This is a genomic window from Candidatus Pantoea multigeneris (genome assembly GCF_011752615.1).
In the GTDB taxonomy this organism is placed as follows: Bacteria; Pseudomonadota; Gammaproteobacteria; order Enterobacterales; family Enterobacteriaceae; genus Pantoea; species Pantoea multigeneris.
Genome location: NZ_VWXF01000006.1, coordinates 89,339 through 107,663, shown reverse-complemented (window position 1 = coordinate 107,663; position 18,325 = coordinate 89,339). Strand labels below are relative to the sequence as shown.

At 51.1% G+C, this 18,325-nt stretch carries 18 protein-coding genes; 5 read left to right on the top strand and 13 right to left on the bottom strand.

Annotated features, from left to right (window positions below; all coding sequences use genetic code 11):
- Positions 1-8 precede the first annotated feature (8 nt).
- Genes lptG through F3J40_RS14990 form a run of 7 tightly spaced genes read right to left on the bottom strand, consistent with a single transcriptional unit; the run spans position 9 to position 6,513 of the window.
- Positions 9-1,088, bottom strand: a complete 1,080-nt coding sequence (gene lptG, locus F3J40_RS15020) for an LPS export ABC transporter permease LptG (RefSeq protein WP_167016170.1) — start codon at positions 1,086-1,088, stop codon at positions 9-11.
- Entirely contained in the window at positions 1,088-2,155 is a 1,068-nt protein-coding gene (gene lptF, locus F3J40_RS15015; RefSeq protein ID WP_167015840.1) for an LPS export ABC transporter permease LptF, read from the bottom strand. The genes lptG and lptF overlap by 1 nt, the downstream gene beginning before the upstream one ends.
- A gap of 7 nt (positions 2,156-2,162) precedes the next feature.
- Positions 2,163-2,726 carry a YtfJ family protein gene (locus tag F3J40_RS15010; RefSeq protein WP_167015838.1) on the bottom strand — a complete coding sequence of 188 codons (564 nt, stop codon included), beginning with the start codon at positions 2,724-2,726 and terminating at the stop codon, positions 2,163-2,165.
- Positions 2,727-2,746: 20 nt separating this feature from the next.
- Positions 2,747-3,565 carry a hypothetical protein gene (locus tag F3J40_RS15005; protein ID WP_167015836.1) on the bottom strand — a complete coding sequence of 273 codons (819 nt, stop codon included), beginning with the start codon at positions 3,563-3,565 and terminating at the stop codon, positions 2,747-2,749.
- Positions 3,566-3,578: 13 nt separating this feature from the next.
- Positions 3,579-4,916, bottom strand: a complete 1,338-nt coding sequence (locus tag F3J40_RS15000; RefSeq protein ID WP_167015835.1) for a lipopolysaccharide biosynthesis protein — start codon at positions 4,914-4,916, stop codon at positions 3,579-3,581.
- A 60-nt stretch (positions 4,917-4,976) separates the two neighbouring features.
- Positions 4,977-5,771 (bottom strand): nucleoside/nucleotide kinase family protein, encoded by a 795-nt coding sequence (locus F3J40_RS14995; protein ID WP_167015833.1) that lies wholly within the window; start codon positions 5,769-5,771, stop codon positions 4,977-4,979.
- Between the two features lie 16 nt (positions 5,772-5,787).
- On the bottom strand, positions 5,788-6,513 hold the full coding sequence (locus tag F3J40_RS14990; protein ID WP_369410949.1) for a nucleoside/nucleotide kinase family protein: 726 nt from the start codon (positions 6,511-6,513) through the stop codon (positions 5,788-5,790).
- 304 nt (positions 6,514-6,817) lie between these two features.
- Between F3J40_RS14990 and F3J40_RS14985 the strand changes: the two genes are divergently transcribed.
- Complete coding sequence (locus tag F3J40_RS14985) at positions 6,818-7,546, top strand: nucleoside/nucleotide kinase family protein (RefSeq protein ID WP_167015831.1); 729 nt, start codon at positions 6,818-6,820, stop codon at positions 7,544-7,546.
- A gap of 111 nt (positions 7,547-7,657) precedes the next feature.
- Here F3J40_RS14985 and spt read toward each other — a convergent pair whose 3' ends face one another.
- The 4 genes from spt to F3J40_RS14965 are packed head-to-tail and all read right to left on the bottom strand — an operon-like array spanning position 7,658 to position 11,759.
- The gene (gene spt / locus F3J40_RS14980; protein ID WP_017346968.1) at positions 7,658-8,833 is read right to left on the bottom strand and encodes a serine palmitoyltransferase; all 1,176 of its coding nucleotides are present in this window, start codon (positions 8,831-8,833) and stop codon (positions 7,658-7,660) included.
- Positions 8,820-9,080: an acyl carrier protein gene (locus F3J40_RS14975; RefSeq protein ID WP_017346969.1), complete on the bottom strand. Its 261-nt coding sequence runs from the start codon at positions 9,078-9,080 to the stop codon at positions 8,820-8,822. The genes spt and F3J40_RS14975 overlap by 14 nt, the downstream gene beginning before the upstream one ends.
- Before the next feature lie 31 nt (positions 9,081-9,111).
- On the bottom strand, positions 9,112-10,026 hold the full coding sequence (locus F3J40_RS14970) for an NAD-dependent epimerase/dehydratase family protein (protein ID WP_167015829.1): 915 nt from the start codon (positions 10,024-10,026) through the stop codon (positions 9,112-9,114).
- Positions 10,023-11,759 (bottom strand): fatty acyl-AMP ligase, encoded by a 1,737-nt coding sequence (locus F3J40_RS14965; protein WP_205297377.1) that lies wholly within the window; start codon positions 11,757-11,759, stop codon positions 10,023-10,025. The genes F3J40_RS14970 and F3J40_RS14965 overlap by 4 nt, the downstream gene beginning before the upstream one ends.
- Before the next feature lie 736 nt (positions 11,760-12,495).
- Between F3J40_RS14965 and F3J40_RS14960 the strand changes: the two genes are divergently transcribed.
- From F3J40_RS14960 to F3J40_RS14950, 3 genes are all read left to right on the top strand, one after another.
- The gene (locus tag F3J40_RS14960; protein WP_167015825.1) at positions 12,496-13,626 is read left to right on the top strand and encodes an N-acetyltransferase; all 1,131 of its coding nucleotides are present in this window, start codon (positions 12,496-12,498) and stop codon (positions 13,624-13,626) included.
- 86 nt (positions 13,627-13,712) lie between these two features.
- The gene (locus tag F3J40_RS14955; protein WP_017346973.1) at positions 13,713-14,075 is read left to right on the top strand and encodes a diacylglycerol kinase; all 363 of its coding nucleotides are present in this window, start codon (positions 13,713-13,715) and stop codon (positions 14,073-14,075) included.
- Between the two features lie 214 nt (positions 14,076-14,289).
- On the top strand, positions 14,290-14,925 hold the full coding sequence (locus F3J40_RS14950; protein ID WP_167015823.1) for a carbonic anhydrase: 636 nt from the start codon (positions 14,290-14,292) through the stop codon (positions 14,923-14,925).
- A gap of 43 nt (positions 14,926-14,968) precedes the next feature.
- On the opposite strand, the gene F3J40_RS14945 is transcribed toward F3J40_RS14950, so the two are convergent.
- Positions 14,969-16,258: a carbohydrate porin gene (locus tag F3J40_RS14945; protein ID WP_240155482.1), complete on the bottom strand. Its 1,290-nt coding sequence runs from the start codon at positions 16,256-16,258 to the stop codon at positions 14,969-14,971.
- 198 nt (positions 16,259-16,456) lie between these two features.
- Here F3J40_RS14945 and F3J40_RS14940 point away from each other — a divergent pair, with 198 nt between their 5' ends.
- On the top strand, positions 16,457-17,590 hold the full coding sequence (locus F3J40_RS14940) for a PQQ-dependent sugar dehydrogenase (RefSeq protein WP_167015819.1): 1,134 nt from the start codon (positions 16,457-16,459) through the stop codon (positions 17,588-17,590).
- Here F3J40_RS14940 and F3J40_RS14935 read toward each other — a convergent pair whose 3' ends face one another.
- Positions 17,591-18,247, bottom strand: coding sequence for an HAD family hydrolase (locus F3J40_RS14935; RefSeq protein ID WP_167015817.1), 657 nt, complete (start codon positions 18,245-18,247; stop codon positions 17,591-17,593).
- Positions 18,248-18,325 lie beyond the last annotated feature (78 nt).

The window sequence follows — 18,325 nt, the reverse complement described above, 5'->3', positions numbered from 1 at the left end:
GTAATCAATTAATGCTGTTGATCAAAACGATAAACCAGCCACAGTGCAACCAGTAACCAGATAACCGGTAGCGCTAAGGTACTCAGCAATACGTTGATGGAGAGTAACAGGCCAAGATTAAGTGTGATTTGATAACTCACATAGGTGATTAAGCCGACAATAACCGCGATCGCCAGGCGGCTTGCCACGCCGGTTGAGCGTGGATTGCTAAAGGTAAAGGGGATCGCCAGCAAGATCATGGCCAGAATCAGCACCGGTTTTCCCAGCTTCTGCCACTGCGCACTATTATATTCGCGGCTGGGCTGTCCAGTCTGGTTCAAATAGCCAATATAGCGGTGCAACTGTGTCAGGGAAAAACTCTGCGCGGGCAGGGTGAGCTCTGTCAGGCTCATGCCGGTAAACAGTGAATGCCACGGCATCTCTTTTAGGCTCTGCGTGGTTTCTTCCTCTTGCTGCCAGTTTTTCAGCTGCACATTATGCAGCTGCCAGATGCCGTCAGCACCCATTTGCGCACTGGCGGCATAAATGTAAGACGTCAACGAAAGATCTGGCGCGTATTTGAAAATCTCAATGCCGACCGGCTGTTGATGATTATCCAACGCTTTCACCGTCACGTACTGATTATCTTTTCTCGCCCAGAGGGTATTAATGGCGCTATCACTTTGGCCCGCCTGCGCCATTGCGGTATTTTTCAACTGTAGCGCCCGCTGTTGCAGCGGAGAGGCGACCCATTCATCCAGTACTGCCAGGGCCAGGGTTAAGATAACGCCGGCAGATAATGCGACCATCGCAATGCGCAATATGGACACGCCAGCACTTCGAATCGCGGTTAACTCGAGGTTTTTCGCGAGCTGTCCCAGGCCGACAATACCGCCCAGCAGGGCAATAAAGGGCCCCAGATCGATCAAGGTCCGTGGCAAAGTCATGATGACAACGGCCAGGGCCTGGCTCCAGCGATAGCCGCCGCGGCTGACATCTTCCAACTCATTGATCAGATTGAAGGTACTAAATAGCGGAAGCAGCAATCCTGCTGCGGCCGCGAAACCGATAAAAATATTGCGCATCAGATAGCGACTAAAAATATTCATCACAGCTTTCTCTTCAACCAGGCATGTGCACGGGCAACAAACAGCATGACACCCAGCAGCATTATCGCGGGCACCAGCCACAATCCTGGGATGGTTGGCAGGGAGCCATTAGCTACCAGCGTGCGGCCAAGATTGCCGCCGTAATAGATCAGGGTAAACATCAGGGTTAACGGCAGCAGCGGCGCAAAGCGCCCCTGGCGGGGTTTCACCTTACTCAGAAATACGGCCAGTAACGCCATTAAAATCGCGGTGACGCCTCGGCTTTGTCGCCACTGTAACTCTGCTTTGTCCGCCGAATCGGAAGAGTGGGACAGTTGCACCACCGAGGCGGCTTTGCGCCGGAATGTCACGGTTTGCACCAGGGGTTTGAGGTCAATATGCAGGTTTTGAAAACGCTGCATCTGATCGTCACTACCGGTACGGTCCAGCGTGTAGGTTGTCCCGGTGCGTAACAGCACGGAAGGGCTGGTAGGGGCTGCATTGACAACGTCCACCGACTGCGCGCGATAAACATTGGTGTGGTCATCGGAACGGGTGTAAATCAGGCTGTCGTAGAGATGGCTTTCACTTTTATCGATGCGGGAAGCCAGCACCATGCGGCCATCATCGCTGGTATTAAATTTTCCGGCCTGAAAGTGGCTGACGTCGAGACTGGATTGCGACTGCTGTTCCAGTTGATAAATCTTCGCATAGGCCCATGGGCGGCCGTAGAGCGACAGCAGCGTTACCGCAATCCCTAAAGGAATGGCCAAAACCAGGATCGCTTTATAGATTTTAACCGGGCTAGCGCCGGCGGCGAGCAGGGCTGTGATCTCCGAATCGTTATATAACTGACCTAAGGCGACGGCAATTGAGACATATAAACCGATGGGCAGCAGCATCTCCAGTGCGATAATCACCTTATAAAATACTACATCCAGTACAACGGAAAGGGCGAGCGTCCCGTTAGCGGCTTCGGTCAAATACCGTTGGGATGAGTAACAGGCAAACAAGAAGACCAGAAAGCCAACGATCATCGTCATCAGGCGGCCCACTTCAGCAGTAAGGTAGCGTTCAATCAGGCTCATAGAGGGGCTAATTCTCTTTGGTAATCAATGTGTGTAATAAAGTCATCACGCCGGTCACCTCTTCCGGGCTTAAAGCACCATCTTTTGCCCACTGCACGGCACCTTTCCTGTCCAGCACAATGATGGTGGAGCTCTCTTCAGGGAGTGACCAGGCAATACGTCCCGCGCCTTGGCTATCGATAATAAACTGCGCCCAGGGATAGTGTTTTTTGTTCTTCTCAATTTTGCCACGCACAAAAAAACCGGTGCCAGGAATCACATCATCGGTGTTTACAATGGTGGTCGGCTGAAAACGGTCGGTGGGAAAATCCGCTTCTTTTACCGCGGTGATCAGCAGCGAATTCTTTTTCTTCGCCGAAGTCCGCCCGGCGATATACTGAATAACCCGCACTTTTCCGGCTAACTGGCTGCTGTCCCATGGGCGATAGCTAAACGTATCCTGGTGAAGTAGTAACTCACCGCGATCGGCAATCGCTACCGCCGGGACTGGCGCACCGATAATGAAATTATGGGCGTGAGCCAGCAGGGGGCACATCAACACCATGATCAGCAGTGTATTTAACCCTCTCATTTTGTGCCCCTTGTGGTGAACTACATTGGGTAATGAGCAACCAGCAGCTCCAGACGCTGACGAATATCAGCATTTAGCTCGGCAGGTTCATCGTAAGATCGTCGGCCAGCGAGTTTATCCGCCACCATCTCGTCATGTTTATCCCCCATCAGGCCATTAATGGCTGCCAGCGAACGTGAAAGCGTCAGGGCTTCACTGTTGTGGGGATCGATAGAACGCAGGGTGTCGTAAAACGACACTTGCTGGCTGACAATTTTGCGCACGTCGTGGAACTGCTTGCCGGTTAATTTAGGGTTAGCCACTAAGACACGCAGTTTACGCATCTGATCCTGGCGGTAGGCAATAAAGCCAGATTCAGACTCCAGCCGGGTATGACGCAGGGTATAACGCACCAGCGACCACACGGGTTTACTGAGGAACAGGCGCAAGATAGCGCCGTAATATTTCAGATTCGATTGATTACCATTGCGAAAAGCATCCTGGAAATGCCCCATTAGCACGGTGGTAAAATGGAACAACCGCCCAGACTCATGGGCTTTGCTGTATAAACGTAGGGCAAAGCGCAGGTGTTTATAACGAGCACGAATGTACTTATAGCGCATACGTACCGGCGTCGGTAAATCCGGGTTCGCAAGGAACGCATCAACCAGCCCAACCAACTCTTCGCGAGTAAAGCCCTGTTCCCAGAATTGCAGGCACAGCGCATAGTTGTCGTCTATTTTATCTTGCGAACAGCGCAAACTGATCTCTGTTGGCAGTGTGGTTTCGGCATCAACGATGTCGTCTTCTTCTACTGCCGTAAACAGGCGATCAAGGGTCTCGGTGGAGAAAGTATTCATTTCAATATCATCATTATGAGTTGCTCTCACCGGGGACATTAAAGACCAGTGAGTCGCGCTTACGATAGGCATTCAGCGTTGGGATCAGGGAAGATAAAACGTCTAAGCACTGTCCACCAAAGTAGGCAAATGCCGCGCCCTGAACGCCAAACGCGTGCGAAAAGGCCACCAAAATAAAGATGTAAGAGGCGGAGGCCAGCGTCTGGGCAATCAAAAATGCCCGCTGTTTGCCCGCCATAAACAGCAGCGATTCCTGCGGGAAGCCCACCATCGAGACGATGATCGCACCCAACATAATTTGAATCAGGTCATAGGCTTCGAGGTATTTATGGCCAAAGACCACCGAAATCAGCGGTTTGCCCACCAGCAGCATGACCACGGCAACGCCAATGCCAATGCCACCGGCTAACAGCGCAGCGCGCAGGCCCAACAGCCAGGGTTTTCGGCTGCGGGGATCTAGCCGCATGATTTCAGGATAGAAACTTTTCTCCATGAGCTTGGCAGGCGTGCCCGTTGCGTCAAAGAAGGTCATGGCGATTTTAAACAGCCCGGCCGCTGCGGGCCCTAACACCACGCCAACCAGCACGGTACTGCATGAGTTCCTGGCTGCCCAAATGGTGTGGGCGAAGTTGGTTGTCCAGACAAAATCCCAGGCGCCTTCAATACGGCGTGCGGCGGTAAACAGCGAGGGTTTTAACGCGTGATGGATATTACGTCGCTTGAGTTCCGCAGTGGCAAACCACCAAAACAGCGTGCCACCCAATAAATTAGCCGCATACCAGCTGATCACAAAGCCTGGGAACCCCCAGTCGAAAGCGTAAGACAACAGACTACCCACCGCTTGCAAAAACGGCTTAATGGCTTGCTGGACCGCAATCAGGTCGAAGCGGTCAAAGGCGCGCAAAATACCGGTGGGTGTGGATGAGGTCATTGAGGGAATCAGTGTGCAGTACAGCACTGCCAGCCAGAAATCTTTATCATCCAGTCCCAATGCATGGGAAAGGAAAGGCAGCAGGGCAATACCGCCAAGAATGGCGACCGCACCGCTGGCAATATCGAGACCAAACGAAAACGAGGTAACATCTTTAAATCGCTGGATATTATTACGTTCCAGCGCGGGTGTGCCAAACTGGACCACAAACTGCCAGGTCTGGAATTTAATAAAGTCGCTCACTGCTTTGGCATAAGCCTGAATCACGACCAGTACACCAAAGAGTTCGGCACTCATGCCTTTGCCCGCACAGGAGAGTGCGACCAGGCCGAGCAGGGCGCTGGCGACACTCCCCGAACCTAAATAGGCGGCGTTACGCAAGATGGCGCGAAAAGCACCATCCCTAAACCAGTGTTTCATGGTAAATATCCAGTGTCAGTCACGCTTTTTACCTGCGTCTCATGCGGCATTTCTGCGGTGTTAAACATCAGTTTGGCTACCCACTTCAGCGGAAGACATTTCAGGGGCGTCGGCGCTTCTGCGCCCGGAGGAACGTGCAATAGCCGAAATCGCCTGTTTGGCGGTTTCCAGTACATCCTGATAAGGCATACGTGCATCTATTTCGAGAATAGCGGCACCGTTATATTTAAGCTTCACCATTGAAGCAATTTTATCCTGCAACTCTTCGTAGCTGTGATCCGGTTTGCGTGCAAAAGCGGTATCGACATCAATATCGAGACGAATAATAAGTTCAGGGCGGTACTGAGCCATTTTTAAATACAAGACGCGTTCTTTTTCCGCGAGGAGTTGGGTTAATTTACCCTGTGCGCGCTCAATACCGATGCCTGGGCCATCATAATAAAAACCAGAGATCTCGGCCTGAGGAAAACGGTCGCTAATAACCAGCACGCCGCTCTCCGCGAGCCGCTGGACTTTACGCAAATTGCGTGCACGCCAGAGCGAGAAACCATACATAATCAGCGCAGCCCACAGCGCAGGCGATTTATTACTCATACGCTGTGTTTTATCCGATTTAGCCGCCAATCGGCGCTCAAGCCAAACGCCGACAATCGGTAACTTCTTGATTTTATCCCCATCTTCGCCGGAGATAAGGCCCATGTAGCGACGTTCAGTGGCCCAGTGCTGTTGCAAGTCCTTGACCAGATCGTTAGTCAGCGTAGATTTGCCTGTACCATCGCTGCCGACAACAGAAATCAGCCCAGTAATTGTGGTGACAGGCACTTCATTCGCTATTTCTGATTTATTCGTTAACATAATATTAAATCCGGAATTATCGCTGGCGAGTAGTTAGCAGCGGCTGAATAGCCTGAATGGAGGCATTCAGTACGTGTTCTGCGGGATCTCTGCCATCTAAATCAAGTATATTTGCATGATTGAAATTGAGTTTAGGAATAACGGAGATTTTTTCCCGTAATGCCTGAATATCATGATCTGGCTTGCGGGAATAAGCTGTTTTCTCATCAATATCGATGCGAATTAATAAAGAGGGCTTAAAAGAAGACATCCACTGATACAGTTTTTGTTCACGTTTTCTTAATAACTGTACCCAGCGATTACCGCCCACTGTTTTGGCTAATTGCGGGCCATCGAAGCGAAAGCCAGCGACTTCTGCTTGCGGATAGCGATCGGTTATCAGCAATGTGCCCTGACGGGATTTTTTCAGCATGCGTCTGAATTTAAACACTCGCCAGTAGGAGAGCAGAAAGATGACCAAAGCGGTGGCATTACCCGGTGGTGTCGTGGGTTTTGCATGGACACCCGCCGATTTTTTTAACAAATAGCGGCCAAATATCCCGCCAATAACCGGCAGGTTGCTGATCCATTTGCCAATATGGCCGGAAGACTGCCCAAGATAGAGTAATTCAGTGGTGTGCTGTGCAGCAAAGTGTTCCGCAAGACTCACGGCTAACGTCGATTTTCCTGAACCATCACACCCGGTGATCGCAATAACGTTCACCAACGGGAGATGAGTAAATGGGGGAGTTTGATCACGCACAGTAAAATATCCAGCACTAAAAAAACTATTGTATTCTATTTCTCAGGGGCGTCACAATCCTTATTGTGCCTAATTTCATTCTCGTTTCTGCAATGCCATCTTATTTTTTGGCGTTTTAATATTTCGTGCTAATTGTGGCAAGTTGATTGTCCGATCGTGCGATGTCGCTATCCTTCGTAATATTATCTGGATTTGTTTTTTTGTGCTTTTTGTCACGTATTTACATTTGATTTTATGTGTTATTACCAGGCGATTTTTTGTCGTAAAAGTGATAAGTTATCCGCTCTAACATGAGAGCTTAAAAATGCGTGCAGATAATTCTTCACCGCTGATTGCGGTTATTGGTAGTGATGGCTCGGGTAAGTCCACCGTTTGCGATCATCTTCTTACGTACCTTGAAAATTATGGCCCTGCCGTGCGAGTACACCTCGGTAAACAGGCCGGAAATGTGGGGCGCGCTGCGGCACAGCTTCCTCTGATTGGTCATATGATCGGCCGGAAAATTGAGACTGACACGAAAAAAGTTCGCTCAAAAAGCAGTAAAATGAAGATGTTACCTTCACTTGTTATCTCCATTTTTGTCGTGCGTCGCTTATTGCGCTTTCGCCGCATGTTGGCTTTTCGTCGGCAGGGGCTAATTGTGTTAACCGACCGTTTTCCTCAGTCACAAATACCGGGTGCTTATGATGGGCCGGCGTTTCCTGAAAATAAACGCGGCAATCCGCTTATTACCTGGCTCGCGGGACGGGAGAAAAAAGCCTTTCAGTGGATGTCTGAGCATAAACCCGATCTGGTGATCAAATTAAATGTCGATTTGGCCGTGGCTTGTGCCCGTAAACCGGATCACAGTCCGGAAGCACTGGCAAGAAAAGTGGAGACCACGTCAAAACTGAATTTCATGGGAGCCCATATTGTCGATATTAATGCTAATCAGCCGTTAGACGACGTTTTGTTATCCGTTGAGAAGGCTGTCGGACAATTTATGCAAGATTATGGTTATGCTAATCACCCTCAGGTGATTCCGGCGGAATAATATTTCGCTGGCGAGACAGTTTACTCCTTTCTCGCCAGCGTTAACGGCGATGATGATAAAAATATCGCCATAACCCAAAAGCGGCTCATCCAGTGATGAGCCGCTTTTTTATTACTTATTCTTTAATGTGGCAAAGGCATCAATAATGGCGTCAATATCTTGATCGCTGTGGGCCGCATTCACACTGCAACGCAGCAAAGTAATACCCGCTGGTGCAGCAGGCGGTAACACCAGGTTGACGTAAACGCCGTTAGCAATAAGATCGCGCCAGTAACGCAAGCCATCTTCTTTTGAGCCAATCATTACCGGCACCACCGGGCTGATACGTGGGCCTAATTCATAACCCAGTTTTGCCAGTCCGTGATACAGGCGCTCCGCGTTTTTCCACAGTTTTTCGCGCAGTTCAGGTTTTTTAGCGACACTTTTGAGTGCCGAACGGACTGAGGCAATGATTGCAGGGGAGGGTGACGCGGTGAAAATGTAGGGGCGGCTGCTGTAGCGTAACACCTCCATCTCCTTGTTCCCCACGGCAAAGCCACCAATGGAGGCGAGGCTTTTACTGAACGTACCCAGAATAATATCCACATCCTGTTCTACGCCCAGTTCTTCCGCCAAACCGCGACCATTTTTCCCCATAACGCCAAAAGAGTGGGCTTCATCAACCAGTAAATAGCCACCAAGACGGCGTTTAATATCCACGATTTCTGCCAGTGGCGCGACATCGCCCAGCATGCTGTAGATACCTTCAACGATAATCAGCGCATCTTTGGCGCGTTCACCTAAGCGCACCATACGGCGTTCAAGGTCTTTGGCATCATTGTGACGGAAGCGAATGATCTCAGCACCGCCCAGGGCGCAGGCATCATAGATGCTGGCATGGCTGTCGGCATCAATCAGTACCACCGTCCCCGGCGTTGCCAGCGTGCTGATCACACCAAGGTTGGCGGTATAGCCGGTGGAGAACACGATGGCGGTAGGGCGATCAAACAGCTCGGCAATTTCCTGTTCCAATGCCAGGTGAGAACCATAACTGCCGTTCGCCATGCGTGAACCGGTGGTGCCGGTTCCCTGTTCTGCCAGTGCCGCCTGGCCTGCTGCAATCGCGGTGGCATCAAAAGTCAGACCTAAATAGTTATTCGTGCCTGCCAGAATGATTTTTTGATCGCCAATTCGGCCTTCGGTTGCAGAGTAGATTTCATCAATGCAGGTGCCGAAAGGATTCAGACCAGAGGTCTGGAACTGCTCACGCTCGCCCACCAGGCGGGCAAATTTATCATACAGACCCATGAGCGCTCTCCAGATGTGGCAACAAGGCAACCAGCAGTTGTTCTGGTGTTCTGACATCCAGCAGGATATTGATCGGGATTGAGATATCGTACTGATCTTCCAGCATCATCAGCAGATCGAGCACCAGAATGGACTCAAGACCAAGATCGTTAACCAGATCGCTATCAGGTTTCACCACGATCCCCGGTTGTACCTTACTTTGCAGGCACTCAAGGATATAACTCATTACATCGTCATGTTTTAACATAGGAACGGTGGCCTACCTTTATTCTCAATATTTAAAACTGACCTTCACGCAGGGCGCGTTCCAGATCAATTTTTGGGGTCCAGTTAATGTGTTCGGATAAGCTTCGGTAACTTGCCGACCAGTCGGGATGTGTCAACTCGCGGATCTTGCTGTGCGTCAGCATCGGTTCTTTGCGGGCGAGGCGACTCAGGCCCACCGAGATATCGGCTAACACCTTCAGGGCAGGCAGCGGGACGGTAATTAACCGCACCGGGCCGTTGCGTACCGAACAGCCAATTTGCTGCACGCGTTGCCAGCTATACCCAGCGGGAGCGGCATCGCAAAGTTCATACGTTTCACTGTGTGGGGTGGGTGCCAGCAGCCACTGGCTGACGGCTTCGGCAACATCCGTCACATGCACAAAAGTGAGCTGGGCTTCTGCTGCCCCCAGTTTTGGCAGCACACCTCGCAGCAACCAGCTAAACAACGGTTTCAGCTCTTTATCACCCGGCCCATAAACAGCCGTGGGGCGAAAAATGCCCAGCGTCATGTTCCCGCGCATCGCCGTTAACTGCTGTTCAGCAGTGTGCTTCGACTTCGCGTACCACGAAAGTTCTGGATGGCGAGCAGCCAGCGAAGACATGAACAGAAAACGCTGACACTGCCCGCTTTCCAGCGCGGCTTGCATCAGGTTTTTGCTGCCTTGCACATTGCAGTCGACAAAGGTGGCTTCTGTACGCCCGCGCACCTGTCCGGCGCAGTGGACAACATAATCCGCCCCACTGACCAGGCGCTGGAGGCTTTGCTGATTTTCCAGCGATCCGCTGATCCATGCCACTTTGCTGTCAGCCGATTTACTGACTGTCCGGGTCAAGGCCCGGACATGGAAACCGTGAGCAAGGAGATTCTGGACAATGTGTTTGCCAATAAAACCTGTTGCACCAGTGATCGCCACGGTTTTTGTCATTGCACGGCACCTGCCATTTCCAGGCTTAAGGTCGGCAAGGCGGCCAGATAGCGCTTCTTCGCTTCCGCACGCGCGGGTTTACCGGATGAGGTACGCGGAATACTGTGCGGTGGCAGCAGGTTGATGTGCGTTGAGACGCCGAATTCACTCTGGATGCGTGCGCTTAAGGAGTGAATGATTTGTGCACGTCGCTCTTCAGAAGTGACACGACACTGAATCTGCAAAATGATATGTGCGCCTTCATCCTGCTCATCAGTCACAAAGGCGATCGCATCACCTGAACGAATTTCAGGTTCAGACTCTGCGACATATTCAATGTCTTGCGGCCAGATATTACGGCCACGAATGATGATCAAATCTTTTTTGCGTCCGGTGACGTACAGATTACCGTCCAGCAGATAGCCGAGATCCCCGGTGTCCATCCAACCGGTTGCAGCAATCTGATTCTGCGATGCGCTGTCGCGGAAATAACCGCTCATCAGGCTCGGGCCAGAAATAAAGATATGTCCCACCCGGCGTTCGGCAACCGCTGCGCCCGCTTCATTACGAATTTCGATGCCATGGCCCGGCAAGGCTTTACCACAATTCACGAAAGCAGAGGTAAAGCGGGTATTTTTACCTGGCTCAACCGCCCGGCCATGGTATTCCAGCTCATCACGGTCAACCATATTGACAGACGTTGCCGATTCACCATCAAAAAAGCTGACAGCCAACGTATTTTCCGCCAACCCATAGCAAGGCATAAAGGCCTGGCTATTGAAATTGACGGCGGAGAAATGCTCGCCAAATTGCTGTAGCAACGCCGGAGGAATAGGCTCTGCACCCAATCCGGCGACGCGCCAACCGGAAAGATCCAATTCCGCCAGCTCTTTTTCATTGCTGCGTCGCAGGCAGAGTTCATAACCAAATGGCGGGGCCACAGAGACCGTTCCGCCATTCTTGCTGATTAATTTCAGCCATTGCATTGGGCGCATGGCGAAATCTTGTGTGCGTAAGTAATCCACCGATAACTGTGTGGCTACCGGTGTTAACAGGAATCCAACCAGCCCCATATCATGATAAAACGGCAGCCAGGAGACACAACGATCGCCGGCACGCAGTTTAATACCATCGTGGCTGATAACCTGCAGGTTAGACATCACTGAACGCTGGGTAATAATAACGCCACGGGGAAAACGTGTACTGCCCGAAGTGTATTGCAGATAGGCAATGTCATCCGGCGCGGGTAGCGTCAAGGCGATATCTTTCTGCGGCAGGGCATTAAACTCTTCGTTACTGAGAATCTGCGGCGGTGGCGCATCAACAACGGCTGATTTGATCAACGGCACCCATTCGTCACCGCTGATAATAACCGCCGGGCTACAGCTGCTAATAAGCCCCTGCAACTTAGTGATGTAAGATGCACGCTGCCCCACGCCCATTGGAATAGCTAAAGGCACAGCGACTAAGCCCGCATATTGGCAGGCAAAGAAGGCCTCGACAAATCCGACACTGGTTTCAGCGATCAGTGCAACGCGATCGCCCCGGTTTAAGTTCAGCGTTAACAGCCGTTGCGCACCTGCAATTGCCCGCTGTTGCAGCGTGCGGTAATCCAGTGACGCAATCAGTTGGTTACGACGATCGTAAAAATTCATCCCGGTGCTTCCCTGAGCAGCATAGTCCAGCGCTTCCACCAGTGAGGGGAAGTCTGCATAGCGCATAGGAAGAGAATGAGTGGACATTGTTTCAGACATAGACAAATTAGCCATAGATTCAAGTCACAGAAATCCTGTCAACTTTCACGAAAGCTGACTATTTCAATGTGAGTCAGTTTTAGAAAAATTTTTTTCAGTCACATCAACGTTGCCTGGAATTTAATCTCTTCGTGCGCAGGAGATAAGGCATCCGGGCCTGGCTGATTAACAGAATCGATTACAACTCTGAGCGTAAACCCATTTATGGATAGAATGACTTTAGGTTCAGTAAGCTATTTCTTTTCAGCACAGGATAGCGATTCGGTAAGTTAGTACTTGCCGAAAATACGTATTGTGACATTGCCTGCTGCTTTATTGTTTTATTCTTTTTGGGGTTTTTCCTACCTCAACACATCCTAAACAGAATACCCTCAGATTCCCATAAGTAAACGGTTCATTAAGGCTATGGCTGATTTTGAGCATCATATGATAAAAATATTACAGTGTGCGCCTGTTTGTGAATGTGACGGGGCTTATAATTTCCTCACAAAAAAAGCACAAATTCATAAAAGCATGTTTTGATAAACGAAAACAGGCTGACTTCTGCCAATAATATCGGTTAAGTGAAAAGAGTCAGGTGTTCCGTTTTAATCAGAAGTCGCGAAGTAGCCTGCTGTGCATGCATTACTGCCATTTTTATCTCCTAATGCCATATAAGGTATAAGTTTCGGCTGCCTCGAAAAGCAAGGCTTTTCCGAACCGCCTGTTTATGCTTTTTTACAATTCAAGGTTTTTTATGATCCGCATTGAGAAAGTTCAGGATAAAAGTGAGCTTAAAGAGTTCATCAATTTCCCTTCGACACTATACCCAAATGACCCTAACTGGATCGAGCCACTGTACCTGGAGCGAGAAGAACATCTATCTAAAAAAAATCCGGGTACTGAACATATTGTCTGGCAGGCATGGGTAGCAAAAAAAGGGAATACTGTCGTAGGTCGAATTACTGCACAAATAGATTCCCTGCACCGCGAACTCTACGGCAATGATACCGGTCACTTCGGCATGATTGATGCTATTGACGATCCTGAGGTGTTCAACGCCTTATTTACTGCGGCACAAACGTGGTTAAAAGAGCAGGGCGCCACCAGGATTACCGGGCCTTTTAGCCTGAATATTAATCAGGAAAGTGGCCTGCTGATTGATGGATTTGATACACCGCCCTCTGCGCTGATGACCCATGGCAAACCTTATTATGGTGCGCAGGTTGAAAACCAGGGATATACCAAAGGCATTGATCTGATTGCCTACTGGATGAAACGTACCGATCTGCATTTTTCCAGCGCGCTGACGAAGCTGATGGATAAGGTGCGCCAGAAAGTCACCATTCGCTGTATTGACCGGAAAAAGTTCAGTGAAGAGATGCAGGTACTACGCGAAATCTTCAACTCTGGCTGGCAGGATAACTGGGGGTTCGTCCCCTTCACGGAACACGAATTTGCCACCATGGGCGATCAGCTTAAGTTCCTGGTGCCGGACGATATGATCTATATCGCCGAAGTGGATTCTGTGCCCTGCGCTTTTATCGTCGGTTTGCCAAACATTAATGAAGCGATTGAAGGTTTAGATGGGCGTTTGCTGCCGTTTGGTTGGGCGAAGCTGCTGTGGCGTTTGAAGGTCAGCGGCGTGCGTACCGCCAGGGTGCCGCTGATGGGCGTGGTGAAAGAGTATCAGTTCAGCCGCATCGGGCCGATTATTGCGTTGTTATTGATTGAAGCACTGCGTGAACCGTTTGCGAAACGCAATATTGATGCCTTAGAGATGTCATGGATCCTGGAATCCAACACCGGTATGCGCACTATTCTGGAAAAAATCGGTGCTGAGCCTTATAAGCGCTACCGTTTGTATGAAAAAAATCTCGATGAATAAGGCAGCGATAAACCACTAATAGACCGAGAAGGGTTGCGGCATCAGCTCAGCCCTTTTTTATTATGAGCAGGGTAGAAAGAGCCACAATGAACGCGCAAAACAAAGAGAAAGGATTCAACCGTTTTACCCACAGTATCCGTAATTCCTGGGCGGGTCTGGTGGATGCCGTACAGACCGAAGATGCATTCCAGCAACTGCTGCTGGCGATGTCTGCGCTGTTGGTGGTTGCGCTGGCGGTGGATGTCACAAAAATTGAGCGGATCATTCTGGTCGCCAGCTGCTTTTTCTTACTGGTGGTGGAACTGTTAAATACCGCCATTGAGAGCGTGGTCGATCGTATCTCGCTGGAGATCCATCCGCTGTCTAAGCGTGCAAAAGATATCGGCGGTGCCGCACAGTTAGTCGCCATCGTCATGGTGATTATTATCTGGTTTATGGTGCTGATTTAAGGCCGCCCACGCGAATGGGCAGCCGGTATTGACGGCCAGCCCGCTTTTCCTGCGATCCGCATACACCTGCTGTTACCGAGGTTGTTTTTGCCTCGCCGCTTTGCTCTAATCGTCCGTTGATATTTGATTGATTCGACTACAATTAGAAAGCACTAAGCGCGCCGGTAAGAGTGTCAGCGCGTAACACTAAGTGAATAATGTGAGAGCTGAAAACATGAAAGAGATCGTCAACGGGTTTCTGAGTTTCCAACAGAATGTTTTTCCTGAAAGAAAGGATCTTTTTAAAAGCCTGGCGTCTAACCAGACTCCAAAAGCCCTGTTCATCTCCTGTTCTGATAGCCGTCTGGTGCCAGAACTGGTGACCCAACAGGAGCCGGGACAACTGTTCGTCATTCGTAATGCCGGCAATATCGTCCCACCATTTGGTCCAGAGCCGGGGGGTGTTTCAGCCACTATCGAGTATGCGGTGGTTGCTTTGGGTGTGTCTGAGATCATTATCTGTGGTCACTCAAACTGTGGTGCCATGAACGCCATCGCGTCCTGTGCCTGCCTTGAACATATGCCAGCGGTTGATCACTGGTTGCACTATGCCAACGCAGCGAAAGCGGTGGTGGAAGAGCGTAACTATGATTCAGCAGAGGTTAAGCTGACAGAAATGGTGAAAGAGAACGTTATCGCTCAGCTCAACAATATCAAAACACATCCATCAGTTTCCGTCGCACTGCGTAAAGGCAAGCTGCGTCTGCACGGGTGGGTTTATGATATTGAAAGCGGCGAGATCAAAGCGCTGACCCCAGGCGGGCAAGATTTCGTTTCGCTGTCAGAAAATCCTGACACCTGTTACGAGTAAGAGATGAAAGCGGCTGCCGTGTCTGCACGGCAGCCGCTCTGTTTTAGAACTTAACTTTGACCTGCACACCCGCAACCCAGGTGTCTTTGATATCTTTGTTGTAGAACGCGCCTGGTTCTTTGATGTACTGCACGCTTGGGCGTACAGACAACCACGGTGTCGCCTGGAGGGTATAGGTCATTTCAACCAGTTGTTCACCAATATCCAGTCCACCCACCAGATCCGCATCCGCCAGCTCGCCTTTCGCACGCAGACTTTCAACGGCATTTTCACGACTGTGCGAGTTATACACCGCACGGCCATAGCCAATAGCAATCGCATCGTTTGGACGCGCAGCAAACGGCCCGTTCAGGACGAAGCCTGCTGAGTACCAGTGACTGAAGGTCGATGTCGCTTTGTCGGTGGTCGTCGCCTGGCCGAAGATATGCAGGTTCTGACTGCGCAATGCGTCCGACTGCCAGATCGTCTGGTCTGCTAACAGATAAGCACCCCAGCGGTTGTTGGAGCGACGATTGGGTTGATCGATACGCGCAACGTTCGAGCTATCAAAGTAGTAGCCCAGCTTGTACTGACCTGGCAGATCGCTGTGGAAGTTATAGATCAGCTCAACCGGCACGATATAGCCAGTTGTCCCTGGTGCAAACGGCTTCCAGGCACGAGAAGATTCGCTGTTTTGCTGCGGGTTAACGTTGAACACCGCAGTTTGCAGCGCCCAGCTGTCGTTAAAGGTGTACTTCAACTCACCGCCGAGATGCGCGTTCGGGTAGTTACCCCAGCCGCTGCCACCTGACATTGAGAGAGGGTGCGCACAGAAACCGGCGTTCATGAAGTTGGTCAGGATCGACAAACCGCCGAAATCATTACCCATCGCCAGCAGGCCCAGTTTGTACTGAAGCTGTGGCGTGAACAGCGTATTGGTGTAGCTGAATTCGCTCAGACGGGTATATTCACCACCATACACTTCCTGGATTGGCAGGCGGTTGCCCACCAGATCGCCAGAGGTGCTACGGCCGCGACGGTCATTGATGGTCAGTTGGATGGTACCGGCATTCTCGGCATCCAGCAGACGGTTCAGATCAAAAGTCGCACCCAAACGGATCTGCTGCGCATAACGCGTACCGTAGGACTGGCCGCCGTTAAGGATGCCCGCGGTTTCAGAAACGTAGTCGCCGGTCAGGGTTACACCGCTTTTCACGAGGTCGCTACGAGCGCCGCCCCAGTCACCTGTCAGGCTATCCTGCGTGAAGAAATCTGTTGCTTGTGCAGCGGGAACTGCAAGTGCACACAGCAGTGCTACAGTCAGGTGTTTGATTTTAAAAGAACTTGTTTTCATTGTATACATTGTAAAAAGTGAATATGCCCTGTTATTGTACCGTTTGGTACATGTTAAATCGTCCAACATCTGACATTTCTTTACGGTACAAGTGTTTCTTAATATTTCAGTGCGTATCGTAAGTTTAGTTAAAGCTTCATTCGCGTGCGCTATCAGCAGCTACTTTTATTAGTTCACCCCTGCTTTTATGGAGCGCTGATGAAACGTCTTATTCCCACTTTGTTGCTGAGCGGGCTGTTAACCAGCCTGCCTCTGCTGGCCGCAGAAGTGACGGTCGAACAGTTACAGGACAAGCTCGATCATCCCTGGTCGGTGGCTTTCCTGCCTGAGAGCCAAACCCTGCTGATTACTGAACGCTCCGGGCAACTGCGCAGTTGGCAGCCGGGGAAAGGGCTGTCAGATCCCATCCAGGGCGTCCCTGAGGTCTGGGCGCAGCGTCAGGGCGGGTTACTCGACGTGGCGCTAGCGCCTGATTTTGCTCAGAGCCGTCGGGTCTGGCTGAGCTATACCCTCGCCGATGCCAACGGCAATGCGGGTGGCGTGGTGGGTTATGGCCAGCTCAGTGCGGATAATCGTCAGTTGCAGAATTTCAAAGAAGTGTTGCGGCAAACCCCGGCGCTCTCCAGCGGCGCCAATATCGGTACCCGCCTGGCGTTCGATCGTGACGGCTACCTGTGGATCAGCTTTGGGGATAATTTCCACAGCAGCAGCGCGCAGAACCTTGAACAACTCAGCGGCAAAATCATCCGTTTGAATCAGGACGGCTCAGTGCCAAAAGATAATCCCTTTGTCGGACGCGCTGATGCACGACCGGAAATCTGGGCTTATGGCATTCGCAATCCACAGGGATTAGCACTGAATCCGTGGAGTGGGGCGATGTGGGAAACCGAGCATGGTCCGCGCGGCGGGGATGAGGTCAATCTGCCCGAGAAAGGCAAAAACTACGGCTGGCCATTAGCAACCTGGGGAATTGATTATAGCGGCGCAAAAGTGCCGGAATCCAAAGGGGGAGAGGTCCCAGGGACGGTACAGCCACTGTTCTACTGGAAAGTCTCTCCTGCCGTCAGCGGGATGGCATTTTACAACAGCGCACGTTTCCCACAGTGGGATAAGAGTCTGTTTGTCGCGGCCCTTAAAGATAAAAGTCTGATTCATCTGAGCGTGCAGGGTGACAAAGTGCAAGAGAAAGAGCGATTGCTGAAAGATCGCGGTGAGCGTATTCGCGATGTGCGCCAGGGACCTGACGGTTATCTGTATGTTCTGACCGATGAAGCGGACGGCAAACTGTTGAAAGTCGGGCTAAGCGGGGACGCCGCAGCGTCCCAAGGGTAGTTAGCGCTGCCAGCGATGGACTTGCCAACCGCGCTGCTCGGCTTCTTGCTGTAGCAGCGCATCGGGGTTGATCACATGGGCGTGGTCCGCATGGGCCAGCAGTGGCAGATCGTTCATTGAGTCACTGTAGGCCCAGGTGCGATCGAATTTGCACTCATGCTGTAGCGCTTTCCAGTCACTCACGCGGTCTACTTTGCCTTGCTGATAGGTCATGATGCCATAGGTCTGGCCGCTGTAACGCTCATCAACAATCTCTACACCAATGGCTAATGCGGCATGGGCACCCAGACGCTGAGCGATGGGGGCCACCAGATGTTCGCCGCTGGCGGAGATGACAATAATGGTGTCACCCCGCTGCTGATGCCACGCCATGCGCTCCCGTGCAGCAGGGTAAACGCGTGGCACGATATCACGATGAATAAAGCGTCTGATCCAGCCCGCCACGGTAGAGGCTGAAAGGCCTTCCAGCGGCGAGAGGGTTTTCGTCATATAAGCTTCAATGGATAACGTGCCCGCATAGTATTCATCCATCAGGGCACGCTCTTCGGCCAGAATTTCGGGGCGGGCAAATCCTTGTGATACCAGCCAGCGCAGCCACAGGCCGGTGCTGTCTTCGCAAATTAAGGTTTCATCGAGATCGAAAAGGGCTAAGTCCATGGTCATCCTCCTCAGGCTGATGGCTCCCAGAGTAGCCGATCTTTGTGACGGACTTAACCATTCCCCGCAAAATCGGAT

What these genes read in the sequence shown, in the direction of transcription:
- lptG (WP_167016170.1), bottom strand. Translation starts at nt 1,088, where the DNA reads ATGAATATTTTTAGTCGCTATCTGATGCGCAATATTTTTATCGGTTTC.
- lptF (WP_167015840.1), bottom strand. Translation starts at nt 2,155, where the DNA reads ATGAGCCTGATTGAACGCTACCTTACTGCTGAAGTGGGCCGCCTGATG.
- F3J40_RS15010 (WP_167015838.1), bottom strand. Translation starts at nt 2,726, where the DNA reads ATGAGAGGGTTAAATACACTGCTGATCATGGTGTTGATGTGCCCCCTG.
- F3J40_RS15005 (WP_167015836.1), bottom strand. Translation starts at nt 3,565, where the DNA reads ATGAATACTTTCTCCACCGAGACCCTTGATCGCCTGTTTACGGCAGTA.
- F3J40_RS15000 (WP_167015835.1), bottom strand. Translation starts at nt 4,916, where the DNA reads ATGAAACACTGGTTTAGGGATGGTGCTTTTCGCGCCATCTTGCGTAAC.
- F3J40_RS14995 (WP_167015833.1), bottom strand. Translation starts at nt 5,771, where the DNA reads ATGTTAACGAATAAATCAGAAATAGCGAATGAAGTGCCTGTCACCACA.
- F3J40_RS14985 (WP_167015831.1), top strand. Translation starts at nt 6,818, where the DNA reads ATGCGTGCAGATAATTCTTCACCGCTGATTGCGGTTATTGGTAGTGAT.
- spt (WP_017346968.1), bottom strand. Translation starts at nt 8,833, where the DNA reads ATGGGTCTGTATGATAAATTTGCCCGCCTGGTGGGCGAGCGTGAGCAG.
- F3J40_RS14975 (WP_017346969.1), bottom strand. Translation starts at nt 9,080, where the DNA reads ATGTTAAAACATGACGATGTAATGAGTTATATCCTTGAGTGCCTGCAA.
- F3J40_RS14970 (WP_167015829.1), bottom strand. Translation starts at nt 10,026, where the DNA reads ATGACAAAAACCGTGGCGATCACTGGTGCAACAGGTTTTATTGGCAAA.
- F3J40_RS14965 (WP_205297377.1), bottom strand. Translation starts at nt 11,759, where the DNA reads ATGTCTGAAACAATGTCCACTCATTCTCTTCCTATGCGCTATGCAGAC.
- F3J40_RS14960 (WP_167015825.1), top strand. Translation starts at nt 12,496, where the DNA reads ATGATCCGCATTGAGAAAGTTCAGGATAAAAGTGAGCTTAAAGAGTTC.
- F3J40_RS14955 (WP_017346973.1), top strand. Translation starts at nt 13,713, where the DNA reads ATGAACGCGCAAAACAAAGAGAAAGGATTCAACCGTTTTACCCACAGT.
- F3J40_RS14950 (WP_167015823.1), top strand. Translation starts at nt 14,290, where the DNA reads ATGAAAGAGATCGTCAACGGGTTTCTGAGTTTCCAACAGAATGTTTTT.
- F3J40_RS14945 (WP_240155482.1), bottom strand. Translation starts at nt 16,258, where the DNA reads ATGAAAACAAGTTCTTTTAAAATCAAACACCTGACTGTAGCACTGCTG.
- F3J40_RS14940 (WP_167015819.1), top strand. Translation starts at nt 16,457, where the DNA reads ATGAAACGTCTTATTCCCACTTTGTTGCTGAGCGGGCTGTTAACCAGC.
- F3J40_RS14935 (WP_167015817.1), bottom strand. Translation starts at nt 18,247, where the DNA reads ATGGACTTAGCCCTTTTCGATCTCGATGAAACCTTAATTTGCGAAGAC.